Source organism: Cereibacter sphaeroides 2.4.1 (assembly GCF_000012905.2).
Lineage (GTDB): Bacteria > Pseudomonadota > Alphaproteobacteria > Rhodobacterales > Rhodobacteraceae > Cereibacter_A > Cereibacter_A sphaeroides.
Genome location: NC_007493.2, coordinates 2048298 through 2069214 on the forward strand (window position 1 = coordinate 2048298; position 20917 = coordinate 2069214).

16 protein-coding genes and 1 pseudogene are annotated in these 20917 nt (G+C 69.9%); 5 read left to right on the forward strand and 12 right to left on the reverse strand.

All coding sequences use genetic code 11. The features are described 5' to 3' along the window. Position 1 precedes the first annotated feature (1 nt). The 4 genes from RSP_RS09900 to RSP_RS09915 are packed head-to-tail and all read right to left on the reverse strand — an operon-like array spanning position 2 to position 4481. Entirely contained in the window at positions 2–1876 is a 1875-nt protein-coding gene (locus RSP_RS09900; protein WP_011338147.1) for a nitric oxide reductase activation protein NorD, read from the reverse strand. 4 nt (positions 1877–1880) lie between these two features. Then, positions 1881–2678, reverse strand: coding sequence for a CbbQ/NirQ/NorQ/GpvN family protein (locus tag RSP_RS09905; protein ID WP_011338148.1), 798 nt, complete (start codon positions 2676–2678; stop codon positions 1881–1883). Continuing rightward, entirely contained in the window at positions 2675–4015 is a 1341-nt protein-coding gene (locus RSP_RS09910) for a cbb3-type cytochrome c oxidase subunit I (RefSeq protein WP_011338149.1), read from the reverse strand. The genes RSP_RS09905 and RSP_RS09910 overlap by 4 nt, the downstream gene beginning before the upstream one ends. 13 nt (positions 4016–4028) lie before the next feature. Further along, the gene (locus tag RSP_RS09915) at positions 4029–4481 is read right to left on the reverse strand and encodes a c-type cytochrome (RefSeq protein ID WP_009565637.1); all 453 of its coding nucleotides are present in this window, start codon (positions 4479–4481) and stop codon (positions 4029–4031) included. A 149-nt stretch (positions 4482–4630) separates the two neighbouring features. Here RSP_RS09915 and RSP_RS09920 point away from each other — a divergent pair, with 149 nt between their 5' ends. Next, a complete protein-coding gene (locus RSP_RS09920; protein ID WP_011338150.1) occupies positions 4631–4837 on the forward strand; it encodes a DUF1858 domain-containing protein in 207 nt (68 codons plus the stop codon). A 173-nt stretch (positions 4838–5010) separates the two neighbouring features. Then, complete coding sequence (locus RSP_RS09925) at positions 5011–5547, forward strand: DUF2087 domain-containing protein (RefSeq protein ID WP_011338151.1); 537 nt, start codon at positions 5011–5013, stop codon at positions 5545–5547. A gap of 7 nt (positions 5548–5554) precedes the next feature. Here the strand turns inward: RSP_RS09925 and RSP_RS09930 are convergent, their stop codons facing one another. Beyond that, positions 5555–6256, reverse strand: a complete 702-nt coding sequence (locus RSP_RS09930) for a Crp/Fnr family transcriptional regulator (RefSeq protein WP_011338152.1) — start codon at positions 6254–6256, stop codon at positions 5555–5557. Positions 6257–6467: 211 nt separating this feature from the next. Between RSP_RS09930 and RSP_RS09935 the strand changes: the two genes are divergently transcribed. Both RSP_RS09935 and RSP_RS09940 read left to right on the forward strand, forming a co-directional pair. Then, positions 6468–7661 carry an NnrS family protein gene (locus RSP_RS09935; protein WP_011338153.1) on the forward strand — a complete coding sequence of 398 codons (1194 nt, stop codon included), beginning with the start codon at positions 6468–6470 and terminating at the stop codon, positions 7659–7661. A 133-nt stretch (positions 7662–7794) separates the two neighbouring features. Continuing rightward, positions 7795–8805 carry a sensor domain-containing diguanylate cyclase gene (locus RSP_RS09940; RefSeq protein ID WP_011338154.1) on the forward strand — a complete coding sequence of 337 codons (1011 nt, stop codon included), beginning with the start codon at positions 7795–7797 and terminating at the stop codon, positions 8803–8805. A 15-nt stretch (positions 8806–8820) separates the two neighbouring features. Here the strand turns inward: RSP_RS09940 and RSP_RS09945 are convergent, their stop codons facing one another. The 5 genes and pseudogenes from RSP_RS09945 to RSP_RS09965 all read right to left on the reverse strand — a co-directional run bounded on the left by RSP_RS09945 (position 8821) and on the right by RSP_RS09965 (position 16331). Next, positions 8821–10038, reverse strand: coding sequence for a hypothetical protein (locus RSP_RS09945; protein ID WP_227590604.1), 1218 nt, complete (start codon positions 10036–10038; stop codon positions 8821–8823). Between the two features lie 256 nt (positions 10039–10294). Beyond that, positions 10295–11086, reverse strand: a pseudogene (locus tag RSP_RS09950) (glycosyl hydrolase family 8); the annotation flags it as partial. Next, positions 11083–13254: a cellulose biosynthesis cyclic di-GMP-binding regulatory protein BcsB gene (locus RSP_RS09955; protein ID WP_227590605.1), complete on the reverse strand. Its 2172-nt coding sequence runs from the start codon at positions 13252–13254 to the stop codon at positions 11083–11085. The gene RSP_RS09955 and the pseudogene RSP_RS09950, both read right to left, overlap by 4 nt. Positions 13255–13259: 5 nt before the next feature. Next, complete coding sequence (gene bcsA / locus RSP_RS09960; protein ID WP_011338158.1) at positions 13260–15626, reverse strand: UDP-forming cellulose synthase catalytic subunit; 2367 nt, start codon at positions 15624–15626, stop codon at positions 13260–13262. A gap of 33 nt (positions 15627–15659) precedes the next feature. Next, positions 15660–16331: a hypothetical protein gene (locus RSP_RS09965; protein WP_011338159.1), complete on the reverse strand. Its 672-nt coding sequence runs from the start codon at positions 16329–16331 to the stop codon at positions 15660–15662. 383 nt (positions 16332–16714) lie between these two features. On the opposite strand from RSP_RS09965, the gene RSP_RS09970 reads away from it, so the two are divergent. After that, complete coding sequence (locus tag RSP_RS09970; protein WP_011338160.1) at positions 16715–19084, forward strand: putative bifunctional diguanylate cyclase/phosphodiesterase; 2370 nt, start codon at positions 16715–16717, stop codon at positions 19082–19084. An 89-nt stretch (positions 19085–19173) separates the two neighbouring features. Here RSP_RS09970 and RSP_RS09975 read toward each other — a convergent pair whose 3' ends face one another. Then, positions 19174–19995, reverse strand: coding sequence for a metallophosphoesterase family protein (locus RSP_RS09975; RefSeq protein WP_002720501.1), 822 nt, complete (start codon positions 19993–19995; stop codon positions 19174–19176). Then, positions 19992–20909, reverse strand: a complete 918-nt coding sequence (locus RSP_RS09980; RefSeq protein WP_011338161.1) for a diacylglycerol/lipid kinase family protein — start codon at positions 20907–20909, stop codon at positions 19992–19994. The genes RSP_RS09975 and RSP_RS09980 overlap by 4 nt, the downstream gene beginning before the upstream one ends. Between the last annotated feature and the right edge of the window lie 8 nt (positions 20910–20917).

The window sequence follows — 20917 nt, forward strand, 5'->3', positions numbered from 1 at the left end:
CTCAGATCTCCTGGGTGAGGGAACGGTAAAGGTCGGGGAGCGCCCGGGCAAGGCGGGCGGGTTCGGGCAAGAGCGTGAAGCCCGCGCGGCCGAAGATGCGGGCGAACCAGTCCTGCCCGTCGGCATCGATCACCACGCCATGCACCGCCTGCGACAGGGCGCGGGCCTCGCGGACGGCCATGCGGCTGTCCTCGATCCCGTGCACGCCCTCGTAATGGTCGAGATCGTTGGGCTTGCCGTCGGTCAGGACCAGAAGGAGCTTGCGGCTCGCCGCCTCCTCGTTCAGCCGCGCCGAGGCATGGCGGATGGCCGCACCGAGGCGGGTGTAGTGGCCGGGCCTGAGCCCGCCGATGCGGGCCGTGACCGCAGGCCCCATCGGCTCGTCGAACCGCTTGCAGAGATGCAGGAACACCCGGTCGCGCCGGAGTGAGGAGAAGCCCCAGATCGCCTGCCGGTCGCCCGCCACGTCGATGCCCGCGGCAAGCGCCGCCAGCGCCTCGCGTGCCGTGTCGATCACCGTGCGCTCGCCCACAGAGGCCTCGGTCGAGCGCGAGCAATCCATCAGGATCGCGACCGCGAGGTCGCGCTCGAGCGCGCGGGAGCTCCGGTAGATCCGGTCGGTGCCGCGGCCGGTGGTGCGGAGCGCCACCTGCGCCTCGATCAGCGCGTCGAGGTCGAGCTCCGCCCCCTCGACCTGACGATTGCAGAGCACGCGGCGCGGATGCAGCGTCTCGAACTGCCGCCGGACCCGCGCGGTCAGCCGCGGATCTGGACAGAAGCCCTGCCCCGCCTCGGCCGGCGCTTCCAGCACGCGGGTATGGTCCGGCATCAGGCTGCGCGAACGGTGGTTCCACTCCGGATAGGTGAAGCGGTCCGACAGGCGCTCGTGCTCGGCATCCTGCGGCGCGAGATCGAGATGCAGCCGCAGCCGGCTCGCCGCGCGCTTGACGTGCTTGGTGAGGGTGATCCGATCCTGATCCTCGGCCGCCTTCTGCGCATTCTCCTGATCGTCGTCATCCGTCGCGCGGTTGAGGTTCAGGCTCTCGACCCAGCTCAGGATCGCCTCGAAACGGTGGACGATGAAACTGTCCTTGCGGTTCGCCTGATCGAGGTCGCGCCGCTCGCCCATCTTGCGGGTGGCGGTCGGCAGGCCCGAAGGGGCCTGCGTCTCCTCGGGGGCATCGGCCGCACCCTGCCCCGTGCCGCGCCCCAGCCGCAGCCAGAGCGGGACAGGGGCGAAGGGCCTGTAGCCGCGCGGCTGGTGGTGGGCCACGGCGCGTGTCGCTGCCGGGCCTCCGAGGGCCGCCCGCACCCGCGCCTCGACCGAGGCTTCGATCCCGAAGGCCGCATGGGTCTCGCGCGAGGCCAGCAGATGGGCTGCCAGCCGACCGTAGATCGCAGCAAGGCCCGGGGCCGTCTTCAGCACCCGCGCCGTCGCGGCCTTCATCGCGGCGATCTGCGCCAGATCGGCGGCCAGCGCATCCTCGGCCTCGGGGATCTCCACCTTCGCGGCCAGCGCCGCCAGCCAGAGATAGGCCGCCCGGTTCAGATCCGCCGACGGGAAGGTGTCGAGCACGGCCGGCAGCCGCAGCCGCTCGCCGTCGAAGCTCGCCACCTGCTCGAGGATCCGCGTCTCGCCGAGAACCGAGCCGAGGCTGCGGCGGTGGAGCGCCGCCGTGGCGGGGCTCGCGCCGATCTCGACGCCCAAGGGCCCGCCCAGCGCGCGGAAGAGGACCGCCACGCTCGGCCGCATCGCCTCGAGGGGCACCGCCGCCCCCGCGTGGCCGCGGGTGGCGGCAAAGCGGCTTGCGTAATCGTGCCAGAGGTTGCCCACGGTTTCCTCGGGCTCCATCAGATCGAGCAGGTGGAAGCTCATGGTGTCACCCGTAGACCGTAGCGATGAGGTCGCGCAGCGCCTGCGCGACATCGGGCTCGTCCGTCAGAGGCTCGATCACCGCCGCCTCGAGCGCCGCCTCGATGCTCATGCCCCCTGCCATCAGCGAGGCCGCATAGACCAGAAGCCGGGTCGAGACCCCCTCCTCGAGATCCATCCCCGACAGCGCCCGGACATGGCCCGCCAGCCGCACGAGCGGGGCGACCTTCGCCTCGGAGAGGCCGCTTTCGCGAGCCACGACCGCGGTTTCGGTCACGGGATCCGGGAAGGTGAAGCCGATCGACAGGAACCGCTGCCGGGTCGAGGGCTTCAGGCGCTTGAGGATGTTCTGGTAGCCCGGGTTGTAGGAGGCCACCAGCATGAAGCCCGGCGGCGCCACCAGCTCTTCGCCGGTGCGGTCGATCATCAGCGTGCGGCGGTTGTCGGTCAGCGGATGGAGCACCACGGTCACGTCCTTGCGCGCCTCCACCACCTCGTCGAGATAGCAGATCGCGCCCTCGCGGACGGCCCGCGTCAGCGGCCCGTCGACCCATTCGGTGGCGCCCCCCTTCAGCAGGTAGCGCCCGATCAGGTCCGCCGCCGACAGATCGTCGTGGCAGGCCACCGTATAGAGCTTCCGCCCCATCCGTGCCGCCATATGCTCGACGAACCGGGTCTTGCCGCAGCCGGTCGGCCCTTTCAGAAGAAGGGGCAGACCTTTCCGGGAGGCAGCCTCGAAGAGGCTGCACTCGTTGGAGACGGGCTTGTAGAAGGGCACCGCCATGTCATGGAGGATCGCGTTCATGCCGCTTCTCCCGCGACTTTGCCGACCGGCGCTCCGCGGCGCACGACGGCGAGGCTGTAGATGAAGAGGAGCGCCCCCGCGACCACCATGGCGCCCGCCCCGAAGCGCATCGCGTAGAAGAGGCCGAGCTGGTCCTGCACATCCATGTAGTATTCGCCCATGACGCGCTGCAGATGGACCTGGATCGTGCCTGCGAAGGTCAGCACGAAGGTCATGAAGGACATGCCGCCCGTCATCAGCCAGAAGGCCGTCATGTTGAGCCACTGGTTGTAGGGCGCCCGTCCGCGCAGCATCGGCATCGCATAGGTGAACATGGCGAGGTTCAGCGCGACATAGGCGCCGTAGAAGGCGAGGTGGCCGTGGGCAGCGGTGATCTGCGTGCCGTGGGTGTAGTAGTTCACCCCGTGGAGCGTGTGCAGGAAGCCCCAGACGCCCGCGCCGAAGAAGGCCACCGTCGAGGCCCCGAGCGACCACAGGAGCGCGGCCTTGTTCGGGTGGTTCTTGCGGCCCTTCCAGACCATCACGAAGGCGAAGGACATCATCGCGAAGAAGGGGACCACTTCCATGGTCGAGAAGATCGAGCCGATCCACTGCCAGTAGGCCGGCAGACCGATCCAGTAGAAATGGTGCCCGGTGCCGAGGATGCCCGAGAAGAGCGCGGTGGCCACGATCACATAGAGCCATTTCTCGACCACTTCCCGGTCGACGCCCGTCAGCTTCAGCATCAGGTAGCCGAGGATGGCCGCCATCACCAGCTCCCAGGTGCCCTCGACCCAGAGGTGGACGATGAACCACCAGTACATCTTGTCGAGCCCGAGATTGTCGGGGTTGATGAAGGCGAAGATCCACAGGAGCGACAGGAGCCACAGGCCCATCAGCAGGATGTTGGTGATCGCGGTCCGCCGCCCGGCCAGCACCGTGAGCGAGATATTCACGAGGAAGATCACCGCCGCCACGAGGATGCCGAACTTGACCCAGAGCGGCTGTTCGAGGAACTCGCGCCCGCCGTGGATGCCCACGAGATAGCTCACCACCGCGCCGAGCGTGCCTATGACGAGGATGCCCAGCTGCAGATAGGCGAGCTTGGTCGAGAAAAGCTCGCGCTCGGCTTCCTCGGGCACGAGGAAATAGGCCGCGCCGAAGAAGCCCAAGAGCAGCCAGACGATGAGCGCATTGGTGTGGATCATCCGCACCACGTTGAAGGGCAGCACCTCGGAGAGGGTGTTGGGCGAGACATAGATCCAGCCCGCGAGCAGCCCCCCGAGCACCTGGATGGCAAAGAGAGCCATCGCCACGCTGAAATAGGCCAGCGCCACCTTTTGCGATTGATATTTCATGATGCGGTCCCCCTCAGCCGGCGTCGTTCGGCGGCCAGGATTGCGTGTTCATCTTGTCGGCCCAGCGCAGGAACTCCGACAGCCCGCGCTTCTCCTCGTCGGTCAGCGCGAAATGCGGCATCTGCCGGCGCCCCTCGATCCCGGAGGGCTGCGCGTCGATCCAGCCGCCCAGCATCTCGGCCGCGGCATCGGGATCGTCGAGCACGCCCCAGCGGGTCATCACATTGCCCACCTCGGGCGCGAAATAGGCGCCCTCGCCGTGGAGCGTGTGGCAGTTGATGCAGCTGTTCCTCTCCCAGACCTCCTTGCCGAGCCGCACCTCGTCGGTGAGCGGCATCGAGGTGGTGGAGCGCGAGACCACGTAGCTGTGGCTCTGGACCGTCAGGCCCACGAAGACGGCTATGAAGAACAGAGATCCCCCATAGAACACGTTCCGGGCCCGCGATTTCGTGAGGATTTCCGACATGGGAGGGTCCTGGCGAATGGTTTCGGGTGGGGACGGTCTAGCCGCGCCCGCCGCGGACGAAGTTGCGGGATCGCAACGAAGCGGGCGATTGGCCGGCGTTATCTCTCCCCATCAGCCGCCGGGGCCCTCCCGGCCGGATGGAGGTCCCCATGAAGCCCGACCCCGACGATCCCGACCTGCCGCTCGCGCGGCTGCTCCAGACCTGGCCCGCCTCGGCCGGGGTCTTTCTCGAACGGCGGATGCTCTGCCCCGGCTGCCCGATCGCGCCCTTTCACACGGTGATCGAGGCCTGCGCCGAATACGGGCTCGACGAAGGCGAGGTCCGCCGCGCCCTGCGCCTCGTTGTCATGCCTTGATTTTCACGCCCTGAGGGGCTATGCGGCGCATCACGGTCGGCAGTTCACCGAGGCGTCGCTGCCCCTTCCCGGGGAGCTAGACCTGCCAGAAGATCCACGGCACCCCTTGTCCTTCGTGCCGCGTCGAAAGCCAGCGACCATCGACCCCGATCCGGCACGTCCGAGGATGAGTCATGTCCCGCACTGCCTTTCCCTTCGCCTCGAAGGATGTCTCCGCTCTGGCCCGCGCGCTGCACCGCGATCTCGCGGCGCGTCCGGGCACGCCCTCGCATCTCGAGCTTCTGAACATGCTCGCGCGCGCCACGGGCTTTCGCAACTTCCAGCATCTGCGCGCCGATGCCACCGCCGCCGGCCGGCTCGAGGCGCCGCCCGCGCCCGAGCAGCCGGTCGATCACACCCGCGTCGCCCGCGTGGCGCGGCTCTTCGATGCCGAGGGCGCGCTCGTCCGCTGGCCGGGGCGCGAGTGGCAGCGCCTCCTCTGCCTCTGGGTCTTCTGGAGCCGGCTGCCGGCCGGCCTCGAGATGGCCGAGCGCGAGGTCAACGAGCGCCTGACCGCCCTGCATCGCTTCGGCGATGCGGCGCTCCTGCGGCGCGAGCTGTTCGACCGCGGCATGGTGACGCGGCGCCCCGACGGCAGCGGCTATCGCCGGATCGAACAGCGCCCGCCGGTTGATGCCCTTGCCCTGATCCGCTGGCTCGGCCGCGGCTGAGGGCCGCTCACCCCTGCCCCGACGCCCCGCTGAGCACGACGAGCCGGTGGGGCGCCGTCACCACGATGCGCCGCCGCGCGCTTTCCACGATCCCCTCGCGCTCCCACGCCGAGAGGAGCCGCGAGACCGTGTGCAGCGTCGTGCCCGTCATCTCCGAGATGTTCTGCCGCGTGATCGGGAACGAGATCTCGATGCCCGCCTCGACCTTGCGGCCCGACTGGTTGACGAGGCGCAGGAGGCAGGCGGCCACCCGCTGCTCGACCTGCTGCGTGGCCAGCTCGGTGATGCGGTTCTGCATCTCGCCCAGCCGCGCTCCCAGTGTGCGATAGCTCTCGGTGGCAAAGCCCGGATAGTTCGCGGTGAAGTCGGCCCAGAGCCGCACCGGCCACGAGAGCGTCACGCAGTCCGCCGCGGCCACCGCCGTCGCGGGATAGGTATCGCGCGCAAGTGCCGGCGCGATCCCGAAGAGCTGGCCCGGCCCGATATGGAGCGCGATGATCTGCTCGCCCGTGGGCGTCGTCCTCACCACCCGGATGGTGCCGTCGAGCAGGAGGTAGAACCGCTCGGCCGCCATGCCCTCGCCGAAGACCGTCGTCCCCTCGTCGTAGCGGCGCGGCGCAGCCTGATCGAGAATCGTCCGGATCTGCGGACGGTCCAGCCGCGAGAAGGGCGGCAGCTTGGTCAGAAGGCTTTCGTCGAGCTTGTTCACGAACCCGGTCCCGAATTTGCGGCAGCACAATGAGAGACTGCCGTTCCTGGGGCAAGAGAGGACAGACGGACCAGATCGGGCATCGCGTCCCGCAAGCAGAGCCTGACCGTCGCACCAGCAATCCAACCGGCCTCCCGCGTCCCGGAGGGCCGGCACCTCGGAGGGCGGCGACACAGAGCCGCCGTCCTCTCATTGCACGAGGAGGCGGCCGATGGCCAGCGACAGACCCAGCACCTACACCGGCCCCGCGCTTCTCAGCCGCGGGTTCCGGCCCTTCTTTCTGCTCTCGGCGCTGTTTGCGGCCGCGGCCATCCCGGCGTGGCTCGCGATCTGGACCGGCCGCCTCGCCCTGGCAGGACCGTTCGGGCCCGTCGACTGGCACATCCACGAGATGCTCTTCGGCTATACCTCGGCCGTGGTGGCGGGTTTCCTCTTCACCGCGATCCCGAACTGGACCGGCCGGATGCCGCGACAGGGCCTGCCGCTCGCGCTTCTGGCCGGGCTCTGGATCGCCGGTCGCTTCGCCGTCGCGGGCGCCTTCGGAGCAAATCCACTCCTCGTTCTCGTCCTCGATGCGGGCTTCCTTCTGGCCGTCACCGCCATGGCCTTGGTCGAGATTGCGGCGGGCCGGAACTGGAAGAACCTGATGGTCGTGGTTCCCGTCGGAATCTACCTTCTCGCCAATGTCATTTTCCACCTCGAGGTCATGGAGGGCGGCGAAAGCGCAGTGGGGCGCAGGCTCGGCTTCGCCACCGTCACCTTCCTCATCATGCTGATCGGCGGGCGGATCATCCCGAGCTTCACCCGCAACTGGCTGGCCAAGCGCGGCCCGGGGGCCCTGCCCGTTCCGTTCGGCCGGTTCGACGGCCTCTGCCTCGCCGCCGCCGCCATGGCCCTCCTGTTCTGGACGCTGCGCCCCGAAGGCCTGCCGGCCGCGCTCCTCCTCGCTCTCGCGGCCGTCCTGCATGCCCTTCGGCTCGCCCGCTGGCGCGGCATGGCGACCTGGCGCTCGCCGCTCCTCCTGATGCTGCATGCGGCCTACGGCTTCGTGCCTCTCGGCCTCGCTGCAACCGCCGCGGCGGCCGCAGACTGGATCGGCGCGCCCGCGGGGATGCATCTCTTGGGCATCGGCGCCATCGGCGGCATGACACTCGCCGTGATGATGCGCGCCTCGCTCGGCCATACCGGCCGCCCGCTCGAGGCCGGGCCTATCCTCAGCGCGGGCTTCGCCTGCCTTGCGGCGGCGGCGCTGGCCCGCGTGCTGCTCGCCTCGGCCGACATCGGCGGGCTTGACGGATACAGCCTCGCTGCGCTCTTCTGGACCCTCGCCTTCGCTGCTTACATCTTTCGGATAGGGCCATGCCTGATGCGTCCTTCCGCGCAGCAGACCCATCCAATTGGCTGATCTCGGAAGCAGGCGAAAACCCGCCTAAGGGTTGACAACCCGTCCAGAGGAGAGGTTACTTCTCACAACGGTCGGCCCCTCCCGGGGCCAGCGCGCACCGCGGGACCGACCGCAGGAGGAGCAGTTCAAAGGTATGGGTAAGTCGGACGATGAGGAGGCGCGGCTCGCAGCCCTCCAGCGCTACGAAATTCTCGACACCGGCCCCGAGTCCGAATTCGACCTCATAACCGACCTGCTCCGCTCCATCTATGCCGTGCCCCTTGCGGTGATGAGCCTGATCGACGGCGACCGCCTGTGGGTCAAGTCGGTTCAGGGTGGCGAGCGCCGCGAGGTTCCCCGCTGCGACACCTTCTGCGACGTGGCGATCCGTGGCAAGAAGGTGCTGCAGATCGTCGATGCCCAGAGCGACCCGCGCTACCGGGACAATCCCTATGTCCGGGGTGAGCCCGGGATGCGCAGCTACCTCGGCGCGCCGCTCACCACGCCCGACGGCTACAACATCGGCACGCTCTGCGTGATCGACACGATCCCCCGCGACTATACCAGCGTCGACCGGGAGGTGCTGGCCAACCTCGCCAAGCTCGCCGTCATCCATCTGGAGCTTCGGCTGCAGGCGACCGAGGATCAGCAGACCAGCGCCTCGACGCGCCGGGCTTTCCTCTCGGTCCTGCGGCGCGCGATGGAGCGGATGCGCCGGGCGTCGCAGAATTCGACGCTCGTGACCTTCGATCTCGACCATCTCCGCGACATCAACGAGACCTACGGCCATGCCTTCGGCGACGTGGTGCTGGCGACCGTGGCCCGCACCATCCGCAACACGATCCGCCGCGGCGACCATCTGGGCCGGCTCGGCGGCGAGGAGTTCGGGATCTTTCTGGAAGGCGCCACCCCGGATGTCGCCTTCCGCGTCACCGAGCGGCTGCGCCAGGCCATCGAGGACACGCGCTTTCCGGGCCATCCCGAGGCACGGGTCACGGCGAGCTTCGGCATCGCGCCCTGCAGCCTGCACCATGCCACCGCCGAGGCCTGGGTCGCCGCGGCGGACGAACTGGTCAGAAGTGCCAAGAGCGCCGGCCGCAACCGGAGCGAAATGATCCTCGACCCGGACCGGGAAGGCGCGGTCAGCGCCCTCCGCCTGCACTGAGGGCCAGGATCGCCCTCAGCGGCTCGCGTTCAGGCCCGCCCGGGTCTCGGGCGTCGCGAGCTGATTGTTCAGCTCCGTGAAGATGCGCTTGGCCTCGGTCCGCTTGCCGAGGTTGAGGTAGGCGTAGCCGCGCATGATCGCGAGGTCGCGCCGCAGCCCCCCCGTCAGATCCTCATAGGCGGTGAGGAAGGCGATGGCGCGGCGATATTCCTTCAGCTGATAGGCCCGCACCCCGCGCTGATCCAGGATGATGGCCTCGACCTCGCGCCGCTGCTGGATGGTCAGGTCGGTCGCGGCGGCGAGCCGGGCGGCCTCTTCCGTCATCTTCAGCGCCAGCAGCGCGAGCGTCTTGCCGAAGCGCGCGTCCCGCGCGACCTGCGCCCCGAGGCGCCCCGAGGCGGCAGGCTCGAAAGCCGCCAGCGCCTCGAGCGGCCGGTCGAGATTATAGACGCACCAGGCCCGCTCGTAGAGCATGTCGGCGCTGGTGGCGCCGCTGGTGAGGCCGGTGCAGGTCCGCCAGTCGCCGCGTTGCGCTGCCGCGCGGACCGCGGACAGCCCCGCCCCTCCGCCGCTGCGCGCCACGCCCGCAGTGCGCGGGCGCCCCGCCGCGGGCAGATCCGCCTCGGCCACCGCAGTGCGGCCCGGCGTGCGCTTGGCTCCGCCCGTTGCTGCGGCAGCCGGCGCCGATGCCTCGGGCGCCGTGTCGCCGCGTCCCGCCCTCAGCCGTGTCTCGAGCGCCTTCAGCGCAGGTCCCGAGCCCGGAAGCTGCGCATTGGCCAGCCGGAAGAGCTCGACCAGCTCCGCATCGCTGGCCACGGCCTCCGCCTTCTCGAGCGTCGCCGTCACCTCGGACAGGCCCGAGCAGGAGGCGATCACCCCGCGATAGCTCTGCAGCGCGGCCGCCTTCTGGCCCGCCGCCGCCTGCAGCTCGGCCAGCCGCCAGGCGTTGTTCACCCGGTCGCAGCGCAGGATCGCGGGCGTCCGCCGCGCGATCTCGATTGCCGCGCCCGCATTGCCCGCACTGGCGGCCGCATCGAAGGCGGCCTGTGCCTCGGCCGTGGCCAGAAGACGCTCCATCTCGGGCGGCGGCGTCCATCCGGGGAAGTTGCGCGACGTCTCGTCCATCGCCTGCCGGGCCTCGGTCAGGTCTCCGGCCGCGATCTGCCGGTAGATCCGGTCGATCTCGGCGGCGGGAGACCGCTGCTGGCCCAGCGTCGTGAGGTCGGACGGCACGTCCCAGTCGGGAAACTGCGCGCGGAGGCGCCGCAGCTCGGCATCCGCCGCCCGGTTGGCGCGCGTCGAAGGGCGGGATCGCCGCCCCCGGACGACCCGAAAGGGCGCAATCGCCAAGCGCGAGCACGGCGCGGAAGCCCGGATCGGCGGACCGTTCCAGCACCGCCCCCGTGTCGCGGTCGAACCTCACCGGCGTGTCGCCGGCTGCGGCGTCCCCGGCCGCCTCCACCGCGCGGCGCAGCGCGGGATTGGCGGTCAGCCCGGACCAGAGCAGGAACAGGGGCACCCGCAGCGCATCGTAGCCGCTGTTGTGGGACAGGCCCGGCGCCGGCTGTGTGCCGAAGGGCGTGACCAGCGCCCAGTCCGGCGGAAGCCCGAGCGACGCGATCCAGTCCGCCCCGTCGCGGGCACAGCGCGCCAGCCGGTCCTGGCCGCTGAAGGCGGCGAGCTCGGTCAGGGCGCGGGGCATGTAGTAGGAGGGGTTGAGCACCACCCCGTCCGGCGTCTCGAAGCCGCTGGCCCCCGGCAGCAGCACGAGCTGCTCGGAGCCGTCCGGATGCGGACGCACGCAATGCAGCGCGATGGCGCGCGCCAGTTCGGTCGCCCGCCCGGCGTAATCGGCCTTGCCGAACCGCTGCGCGGCCATGGCGAGACCCCAGGCGTAGAAGAGATCGCCGTCGGTGGCGTTGTTCTCGTCGGGCACGGCCAGCGCCACACCGGGCAGCCAGCGCCAGCTCAGAAGCTTGTCCTCGCGCCGCGCAAGGTTCGCCTCGGTCCAGTCGACGATGCGCCGCAGGGCCTCCTCGTCGCCGAAGATCGCGGCGAGCGTGGCTCCGTAGCCCTGCCCTTCGGAATGGCTCGCATTCTGCTGCGGCCCGTCGACGATGCGGCCGGCGGGCAGCAGGAACGCATCCTTCCAGCTGCGCCAGGCCGCCTGGAGCGGGTGGTCCGCAGGCAAAGCCTCTCTGCCCGACTGCGCGAGGAGGCGTCCTGCAGGGGCCAGCATCAGCGCGGCGGCGGCCGATGTCAGGATGGTCCGTCTCCTCATTTCAGGCCCTTCCTCCGGGTGCGGAGCACGAAGCCCACGGCGATTGCAGCGCTGATCCAGGCGAGGCCCAGCATCCCGCCGAGCAGCAGGGGCGGCCGCGCCGACGCGACGTTGCCCACCACGCTGCGCACATTGTCAAGGCTCACGGGTTCGCGCAACTCCGGCAGGAGGCCGGGCTTCGACCAGCTCGACCAGCGTCCGTCAGAGCCGAGAACGGCCACCTGACCGCGGGGCCCGCCGGGCGAGCGCGGCGCCATGGCGAGGGCTTCCGCAACCCGGGCCGGCTCGGCCTCGGGCCCGAGGATGACCCAGAGCTTGCCCGGTTCGGGCGCGAGCAGCATGGCCGTGCCCTTGCGCGTGGCGAGCCACTCGGCGAGGTTGCCGTCCCCCGGTCGCAGCATCCGCCGGACCGTCTGGATCACGGGCTGCAGCGTGGCCTGCACGAAGGTCTGGGCGCGGTCCGACCAGTTCGACTCGACCAGCGGCGGCATCACCCCCTCGCCCGGCGCGGCGCCCAGCGGGGCGAGGGCGTTGGCCGGCGGACCCGCGGGCGTCGCCGGACGCTCCACCAGCCGGGAGACGGTGGAGGGTAGCAGCGTCAGGGCGAGAAGGCGCGGCGTCAGGCCTTCCTCGTTCAGGGGAACCGTGGCGATGTCGTGCAGACCCGCCACCGTCAGATCCACGGGTGCCGCGTCGGGCACCTCGCGGAAGGCCGCCATGAAGGGCAGCGTCCGCGCCAGACCGTCCGGCGTGGCAGGATGCACCGATGCCGGCGTCACCTGCGCCAGATCCCGCGCCATGTCCGCCATCTGCATCCGGGGCGACGGCGGCACCTCGAGATCGGTCGAGCTCAGCACCTGCATCAGGTCGCCGGCGGAGGCAGGACAGGGCTGGTCGGGCGGATTGCCCGGGATGACCGATTCGAACGACAGCCGGTTCGGGCCGGGATGCAGGAGCCGCGCCGGAAAGCGGATGTCGAGCCGGGGCTTGACGGGGGCGGCGTCGCGGTCGAGCGGCAGCATGCGCACCGTCGTGCCATTGACCTTCACGAGCAGCAGCGCGCCCTCGGGCAGCCCGCCGGCAAAGCCGTAGTCGATGCCGATCTGCGCCTTCTGGCTCGCCAGCAGCAGCCAGTCGTCCGGCAGCTGGAAGTCGATATCGCGGTTGAAGTAGCGGTTGTCGGTGAGAATGGTGTCGACGCCCATGTCGGCCAGCGTGACGACGCGGCCGGGCGGGATCTGCGGTAGCGTCGGAGGCGGCAGCGTCGGGGTCGCTCCCAGAAGATCGGCGACGAGCGACGCGTTGGGTGAGCCTTCGGGCGGATGTTCGAGGACCAGAACCACGGCCCCGTCCCCGCCCCGGCGTATGGAAACGCGGTCGGCGTCGGACGGAAGAAGCGTGATCCGCGCATAGGTGGGGCCGGTCTCGGCCGACCACGGCTTGCTCAGCGCGAGCGGCAGCGCCTCGTCAGGCAATGGCCGCCCGAGAGCCTGGGCGAGGGTGCGCAGCGTCGCCTCGTCGGGCGGGGTGGGTGTGCGGATCTCGACCGGCCGGCCCGACTCCGCCTGTGCAGTGAGGGCCGCGATGAACGAGGTAGGTTCGGTGCCGATCGCCGCGGCGGGAAGCGCCACGCCGCTCTGGCTCAGATCGACCTCGGTCCAGAGATCGAACTCCGCATCCGCACCGCAGTAGATGCGGTGCCGGTGCTGCGCCTCGATCGTCACGAGATTGTCGCCCGCCCGCACGGCTTCGCCGAGCGGCATGGTGACGGCCCCCAGAGCGCCGAACTGGCGGGGGGTGAAGCGGCCGATCTCCTGATCGTTCATCCGCACGATGATCTGTGAGCTTTCGGGCAGGATGTCGATGCTGCTGCGCTGCGCGAGCGTGAGCGTGCCGCCGACCGCTTCGGTCGGCAGGAAGAGGCGGAAGGCCGCGCGCGCCTGCTGACCCTGCAGGCGGAAGAGCGGCCCGACCTGCGCGGTCTCGGCCAGAGGGCGCAGCGGAATGATCCAGGGGGCGACCTCCGCCGCCGGCACCGCTTCCGCGACCGCATCGGGGGACGCCTGCGGCTCTTCGGAGGTGAGGCCCTCGATCACGATCATCGGCGCGTCCTGCGCCGCGGCCATCGACGCCAGCGTCCCGAGGAAAAGGAAAGGCAGCAGTCGCATGTCCATCAGTTCGACCCCCAGGCGACCGTGTTGGGACGCGCGGAGACCTGCGCCGTCGGATCGAGCAGCTCGCCCGCCCAGTCGGGTTCGGTGCTGAAGTCGGTGCCGAAGGCCAGAAGATGCGCCTGCTTCTCCTTCGGTTCCTCGTGGCGGCGCCGGCGGCGGGCCGGTTCGTCCATGAAGTCGCGCGCGGTCTTGGGCAGGCTGGCGGCCGCCATCCACAGGATTCGCGCCATCCCGTGCAGGAGCCCGATGGGCCGCATCGTGGCCTCGCGCATCGTGCGCCAGTGCGCGCTCTCGCCGAAGATGAGATAGGCCACCGTCTCGCGCACCGCGATCGGTTGGCCCGCCTCGAAGATCACGCCCACCATCACCGTTCCGCCCTCGCGGCGCGCCGAGCGGATGCGGCCGCGCACCATGCGCTCGAGCTGCGGCGCGTCGGGGAACTTCGGCTGGAACTGGATGAGCCCTCCCGCCTCGAGCGCCGGGTGCGGATCGCCCACGCCGGGCAGCCGGACCAGAAGGCGCACGCCGCTGGTCGAGGCGTCGAGCACGGTCGCGGTCAGCGAGCGGTTGCCGAAGGCAGGGATCTGCGCCTCGGCCGGCACCTCCATCTGCACACGGGGGGCCGCGCGCCGCTGCTGCTTCTCGGCCACCGCCCGCAAAGCGAAGCCCACGAGAAGCACGTTGAGCACCGCCCAGCCGCCCACGACGAGGAGGACCGACCGGTCGCCGGGGAAGGCCACCCAGCGCACCAGCGTGGCGAGCACCCCGGACAGGCAGAGCAGGAAGGTGAAGAGGAGCGGACGGTAGATGGGCGAAATGTAGTTCTCGCTCAGCGTCTCGTCCTTCGCGGTCACCGCGAAGCGGGCACTGCGCGGCCGCAGCAGCGTGGTCACGATGGCGCGCGCCAGATAGGGCGCCTGTGCCACCTCGTAGACTTCGGAGACGAGCGGCCATCGCTGCCGCGCAAACAGCGCGTTCTGCACGAGGAAGCTCACCGCCAGATAGCCCGGCATGTAGGCCAGCACCTCCTCGAAGGTGGCGACGAAGATCTCGATGCCGAAGAACAGATAGATGAGCGGCGCCACGAGGAACATCATCCGCACCAGCGGGAAGAACCAGAAGCTCATCGAGTTGAGGTAGCACAGGCGCTGCGCGATCCCGAGACCGCGGCGGAAGAGCGGGTTCTTCAGCAGCAGCATCTGCATCATGCCGGTGGCCCAGCGGCCGCGCTGCTGGATGAAGGAGGCGAAGGTCTCGGGCTGGAGCCCCGCGATCATGGCGCGGTCGATATAGAGGCTCTTCCAGCCGCGGGAATGGATCTCGAGCGCGGTCTCGGCATCCTCGGTGATGGTCTCGCCGGCAAAGCCGCCCGCCTCGTCGAGGGCGCGGCGGCGCAGGACCGCGGCCGATCCGCAGAAGAAGGCCCCGCCCCAGCGGTCGAGGCCGCGGTGGATCTTGCCGTAGAACATCTCGTTCTCGGGCGGGCAGCGGTCGCCGAGCGCGAGGTTGCGCTGGATCGGGTCGGGGTTGATGAAGAAGTGCGGCGTCTGGACGAGGAAGAGGTCAGGATCCTCGACGAAATAGCCCACCGTCCGGGCAAGGAAGTCGCGGCTCGGGACGTGGTCGGCATCGAACACCACCACGAGCTCGCCCTTCAGCCGCTCGAGCGCGGCCGACATGTTGCCCGCCTTGGCATGTTCGTTCCGCTCGCGCGTCGAATAGACCACGCCCAGCTCGCGGCAGAGCTGCTGCAACTCGCGCCGCCGCTCCTGCGCCTTCTGCGCAAGCTCGGGGTCGGGCGACATGCAGCGCTGGTCGGTGCCCCCGTCGTCGCAGAGCACCACCGTGCGCAGCCGCGCCGGATAGATCATGTTCTTGGCCGCCGCGAGCGTCACGCTCAGCATGTCGGCGGGCTCGTTGTAGGAGGGCACGAGAATGTCGACCGTCGGCAGCTCCTCGGGCTGCAGCGGCCGCGGGAAGGGCCGGTCGGTCGGGTCGGCGCTGAGAAAGCCGTTGAGGAAGAAGATGGAGATCGAGAAGGTCTCGACCGCGAAGAGCAGCAGAGCGAAGAGGAACGAGGCGTCGAGCGCGGGCGGCGGCAGCGTTTCGAACAGGCGCCAGAACCAGTAGCGCATCACCAGCATCGAGGCCGCGGACAGAAGCAGGAAGCGCGGCACCATCTTGTCGGCGAAGGGCTTGAGCAGCGCCACCAGCACCACCGCCGACAAAGCGATGAGGCCCTGCGCCGAGGGCGCGACCGGCGCGGCGGCCAGCAGCCCGAACGGCACGAGGAGAGCCACCCACAGCAGGAACAGCAGGACGGGAACGACCCTTAGCGGGGAGCGGGCCTTGGCTCGAACGGTCATGGGCGGGTCTCCGGGAAGCTTAAGGGGCGGCGCTCAGGGCATCGGGGCGGCGAGGGGCGAGAGGGTGCGCCCTGCCCCCGTACCGGCCACCGCTTCGGGCGGGGCGAAGCCGAGGCTGGCCGCGCCGATGGGCCGCAGCGCCTCCTCCGTGCCGTTGCGCGTGCAGTTGCGCAGCATCACGTCCAGCGCCTCGATCCGCGCCGGAACCGGCCGGGCCGTGGGCGGCATCCGGCGCATGGCCAGAACGCAGACCGTGTCCACGCCAAGCCGCTCCTCGGCAAAGACCACGGTGCCGAGCACATCCTCGCGCGTGCTGAGAGCGCTGTCGCTCACCCGGCCGAAGGGCTTGGGCAGCGCGCCATCGGCATCGGCGAAGCTCTGCAGCTGGAGCCGCTCGAGAATCGGTCCGCCCGGCGCCCGGCCTCGCAAGATGATCATATTGTCGCCTTCGAGCGTCGTGGCGTTCGGCAGCGCGATCCGCTGCTCGAGGTCGCCGCCCAGATCCCGCTCCTGCACGAGGAGCGCCCCGGGCACGGCGACCCAGGCCCGGCTGGCGGGGACGGTGCGGAACTGCGCCGTCTCCTCGCGGATCGAGAGCGCGGGCCTGCCGGGAATGGAGGTCGACTCGCAGGCCAGAAGCAGCAGAAGCGCCGCCAGCGGAAGGCCGGGCCTTAGCCGGGCGTACCATTTCGATGCCTGTGTCATCCTCAGTCCGCCCGTGCCGATCCCGTCGAGGCCGCCCCCGCAGGCGCCGGCCGAAGCGACCTTCTATCCCATCTCGCAGTCACGCAGGCCACACTTTCTCAAAGAGATATAAATTATCGATCCGCCACTGTTGCATCGGTGCATACCAAAGGCGAAGCATCGCCAGGAATACATACCACACCTTACGCGTCCACTTACCAGTCTCCGCAAAAATGGCGAAGAGTAAGGCGAAATCGCGGTAGGCCTTGGGCTAAGCTCGTGCGCATACGCTGCGGCACGGCGATCGACCTTTCCCGTGTTCCGATTTGACAGCCCGTTCGGCTGTGCTCTAGGTTGAATGGAGGGTCAGGCCCTCCCGCTGGTAAAAAGACGAAGCCGATCGAATGACGGGCAAGGGACAGGGTGGATCTTGGGTGCCGGGGGTCGTTTCCGCGACCGACCGCGGCAATTTCCATGCAAGCCCCACCACCGCCACGGTGCTTGACATCATCGGCCGCATCCTGCGCGCCCCGCTCTCTGCCACCGACACCGAGATCGAGACCGCCCTCGCGCAGGTGGCGGACGCCTGCAGCGCGGATGTCGCGCAGGTCTGCCGTGCGGGGACCACGGGCCCTCTCGAGCCGATCCACAGCTGGGTGCGTGACGGCCATATCGTCTTGAACATCCAAGACTTGTGCAAATTCTGCCCGGGGTCGGACCAGACCGGGCCCGTCATGCTGCGCGACCTGAAGGACCTTCCCGAGGGGCCGGCCCGCGATCGGCTCGCGGGGATGGAGTTGCGGTCGCTCGTCGCGGTGCCGATGCTACGGCACGGGGTGCTGGCGGGCCGGGTGCTTCTGGGCTGGCAGACGGCGAGCAGCGACCTGCGCCCCGAGGATCTCGCCGCGCTGCAGTCCCTCGCCGAGGCCATGCATGCGGCCGCGGAGCGACGCGAAAGCGAGCGGCTCACGACGGAGGCGGCAGCGGCGCTGCAGGAGGACCGGCTTCTTCTCGAATCGATCCTGCGGACCAGCACCTCGGCCATCCTCGCCTTCGATGCCGATGCCCGCATCGTCTTCGCCAACGATGAGGCGGCGGCCCTCCTCGGAACGGACGCGAACCGTCTGCCGGGATGCACCCTCGAGGGCGTGGGCTGCCGCCTTCTGTCGCGCGAGGGCGAGCCCCTCCCGCCCGAGGCCCTGCCGGTCGCGCGCGCCATTGCTGAGGGGCAGACGCTCCGCGACCTGCACCATGTGCTGATGGCCGCCGACGGCCGACAGAGGATCCTGTCGATCAACGCGGCCCCCGTGGCGGCCGGCGCGGCGACAGCGGTGCGCGTCGTCGCCACCATCGACGACGTGACCGGTCAGGTCTCGGCCGACAGCGCGCTGCGCACGGCGCTCGCCGAAGCGCATCAGCTCGCCTTCTTCGACCCTCTGACGGGGCTTTACAACCGCCGGGGCATCGTCGAGGTGCTGCGCGACTGCCTCCAGACCTGCGCCCGCGAGAAGGCCTTCCTCTCGCTTCTCTATATCGATCTGGACGGGATGCGGCAGGTGAACGGCACCCGCGGGCACTGGCTGGGCGACCGGGTCCTGCAGGCGCTGGGCGCGCGGCTGGACAACCTGCGGCAGGACGGCGGCGACCTCGGCCGGATCTCGGCCGACGAATTCGTGCTGACCTGCGGCGAGACCCATCCCGACGCCGCCGGCGCGGTCGCCGCCGCCGAGGCCGAGGCCCAGCGCATCCTCGAGTCGCTGCGGGAGCCGTTCGTGGTGGATGGCCTCACGCTCGAGGTCACCGCCTCGATCGGCCTTGCCGCCATTTCGGCCGAGGATTCGGTCGAGGGGCTGCTGAAGGGCGTCGATCTGGCCGTCATGGCCGCCAAGGCCGCGGGCGGCGACAGGGCCTGTGCCTACCGGGCCGACATGGAGCAGGACATGGTGGGTCGCGTGGCCCTCGCGCAGGAGTTGCGCGAGGCGATCCGCCGCGACGAGTTCCGCATCTACTTCGAACCGATGGTCAGCCTCGGCGAGACCGGGCTCGAGATCGTGGGTCAGGAGGCGCTGATCCGCTGGGAGCATCCGCAGCGCGGGCTTCTGGCGCCCATCGCCTTCATCCCCTTCGCCGAGGAGACCGGCTTCATCCGCGACATCGACCGCTGGGTGCTGCGCGCGGCGGCACAGGAGCTCGCCCGCTGGGCCGAGGATCCCGCGCGCCGCCATCTCGGGGTCTCGATCAACATCAGCTCGGCGCAGTTCCTGTCCGAGGAGTTCGGCCAGATGGTGCGCGAGGTGCTGGACGAGACCGGCGTCGATCCCACCCGGATCGAGCTGGAGGTCACCGAGGGCACGCTCCTGTCCAATCTCGGCCTCGCGCGGACCACGATGATGGACCTGCGCTCGCTCGGCATCTCCATCGCGCTGGACGATTTCGGCACCGGCTTCTCCTCGCTCAGCTATCTGCGGGACCTGCCCGTGGACGTGTTGAAGATCGACCGCAGCTTCTTGGGCGGCCTGTCGGACTCGAAGGCGAACCGGACCATCCTCGAAGGGATCATCGGACTTGCCTCGGGGCTCGGCGTGGCGCTGGTGGCCGAGGGGGTGGAGACGCCGGCGCAGTTCGCCTGGCTGCGGGCCAAGGGATGCCGGACCTTCCAGGGCTACCTCTTCGGCCGCCCGGTCGATGAGGCGCAGACGCAGCTCGCGCCCGAGGTGTCCGCGCTCGGCGGCCACGGAGGCGACCGTGCGGTTTCGGGCCAGATCAAGGGCTGACGACGGCACGACTGCCGGACAAGGCGACGAGGGCGCGGGGGACCCGACGCTGGACACCGGGCGGAGAAGCGACCTCGGGCCCGGCTGTCTCAAGGTGCGGGCTGCGGCTCCTCGGCCTCCAGCGCCCAGCGGCCGGCGCCGCCGCGGAAGGTTCGGGTCTCGGCCAGACGAAATCCGCTCGCATCCTCCTGAGCGGTATGCCGTTCGATGTGGATACGGTCGGAGGCGACCTCCAGCAGGTTGAAATCATTGGGCTCGCCCCGGACCCGCGTCGACAGGCCCGTGCCCGCATGGACCTGAAGCACCACGCCCCGCCCCGCGACCTCGGCAAAGGGGGCCACCCGCCAGGTGTGCAGATGCCCCGAGAGGATCACGTCGGCACCGCAGTCGGCCAGTTCGTCGATGGCCCGCTCGGCGCCGCGCATCAGTTCCTTCGTATCCTCGGGCGTGTGCTCCATCGGGTGATGCACGACCACCACGCGCACCCGCCGCTCCTCGGCGGCGAAGCTCCGCCGGATCCGCGCGAGCGAGCGCGAGCGGAACCATCCCTGCTGCCAGGCCAGAGGATTGACCGTGTTGGCGCCCACCACGATCATCTCGTCATTCTCCCAGCAGGGCTCCAGATCGCGGCCGAACCAGCGGCGATAGCGCTTCCAGGGCTTCACGAGGCGGACGTAGAGATTGTGGAGCGGCACGTCGTGATTGCCGGGCACCACCAGCACCGGTGGCTTCAGCGCGGCCACGAAGGCCGCGGCCGCCCGGAACTGCGACTCGGTCGCGCGCTGGGTGAGATCGCCCGAGATCGCCACCAGATCCGGCTCGAGCCGGTTCACCGTCTCGACCAGCGGCCGGAGAAGCTCGGGCCGGTCCCGGCCGAAATGCAGGTCGGAAAGGTGCAGCAGTCGCTTCATCGAACGTCGCGATCCCAGTGCTCGGGGACGGTGACCTCGATGGCGCCCTCGATGGCCTTGAGGTCGAACGGCGGCACCATGCGCTCGCGCTCGCCGTCGCGGGCAACGTGCCAGATCCGCCGGCGGCCCTGCGGCAGGTCGATCTCCACATGAGGCCCGCTCATCATCAGGTAGTTCTGATCCACGCTCGCATAGCCGAGCGCCAGCGCCGCCGCATTGCGGAACATGCCGAGGCGGCCCGTGTTCGGCGCGATGAAGACCACGAGATCGCCCGCGGCAATCCGGTCCGCCCCGTCGAGGTTCATCTGCTCGAGCTGGAAGGCGTTGTTGACCACGAAGACGAGCGGCGAGCGCACGAGCCGCTCCTCCCCTCCCGCGCGGACGCGCAGCTTCAGCGGGCGGCCCATGCGGGCCAGCACCTTCAGCACCGACCAGTAGGCCAGCGCGCGGCTGCGGCCCCAGCGCCTGTAGATCTCCTCGCGTGTTTCGAGGATCGCCGGGTAGACGCCGAGGCTCGCATTGTTCAGGAACAGCTGATCGTTGACGGTGGCCACGCGGATGGGCGCCGTGCGGCCCGCGCAGACCACCTCCACCGCCGGTTCGAGCTCCTGAGGCAGAAGCAGCGAGCGGGCAAAGTAGTTGAAGGTGCCGAGCGGCAGGATGCCCATGCGCTTGCCCGACCCCGCCATGGCGGCGGCCACGGCGCAGATCGTTCCGTCGCCGCCCGCGGCCACCACCGTGCCGAAGCCCCGCTCGATCGCCTGACGCGCGGTGGCGGTCAGGCGGCTGCCGTCCTCGACGAGTTCCAGATGGACCGGAACATCGAGCGCGGCGAAGGCGGCCCGCACCCGCTCCGCATCCTCGCCCTTGCCCGACCCGGCATTCATCACCACGCAGATGTCAGGTTCAGGCATTCATGTCT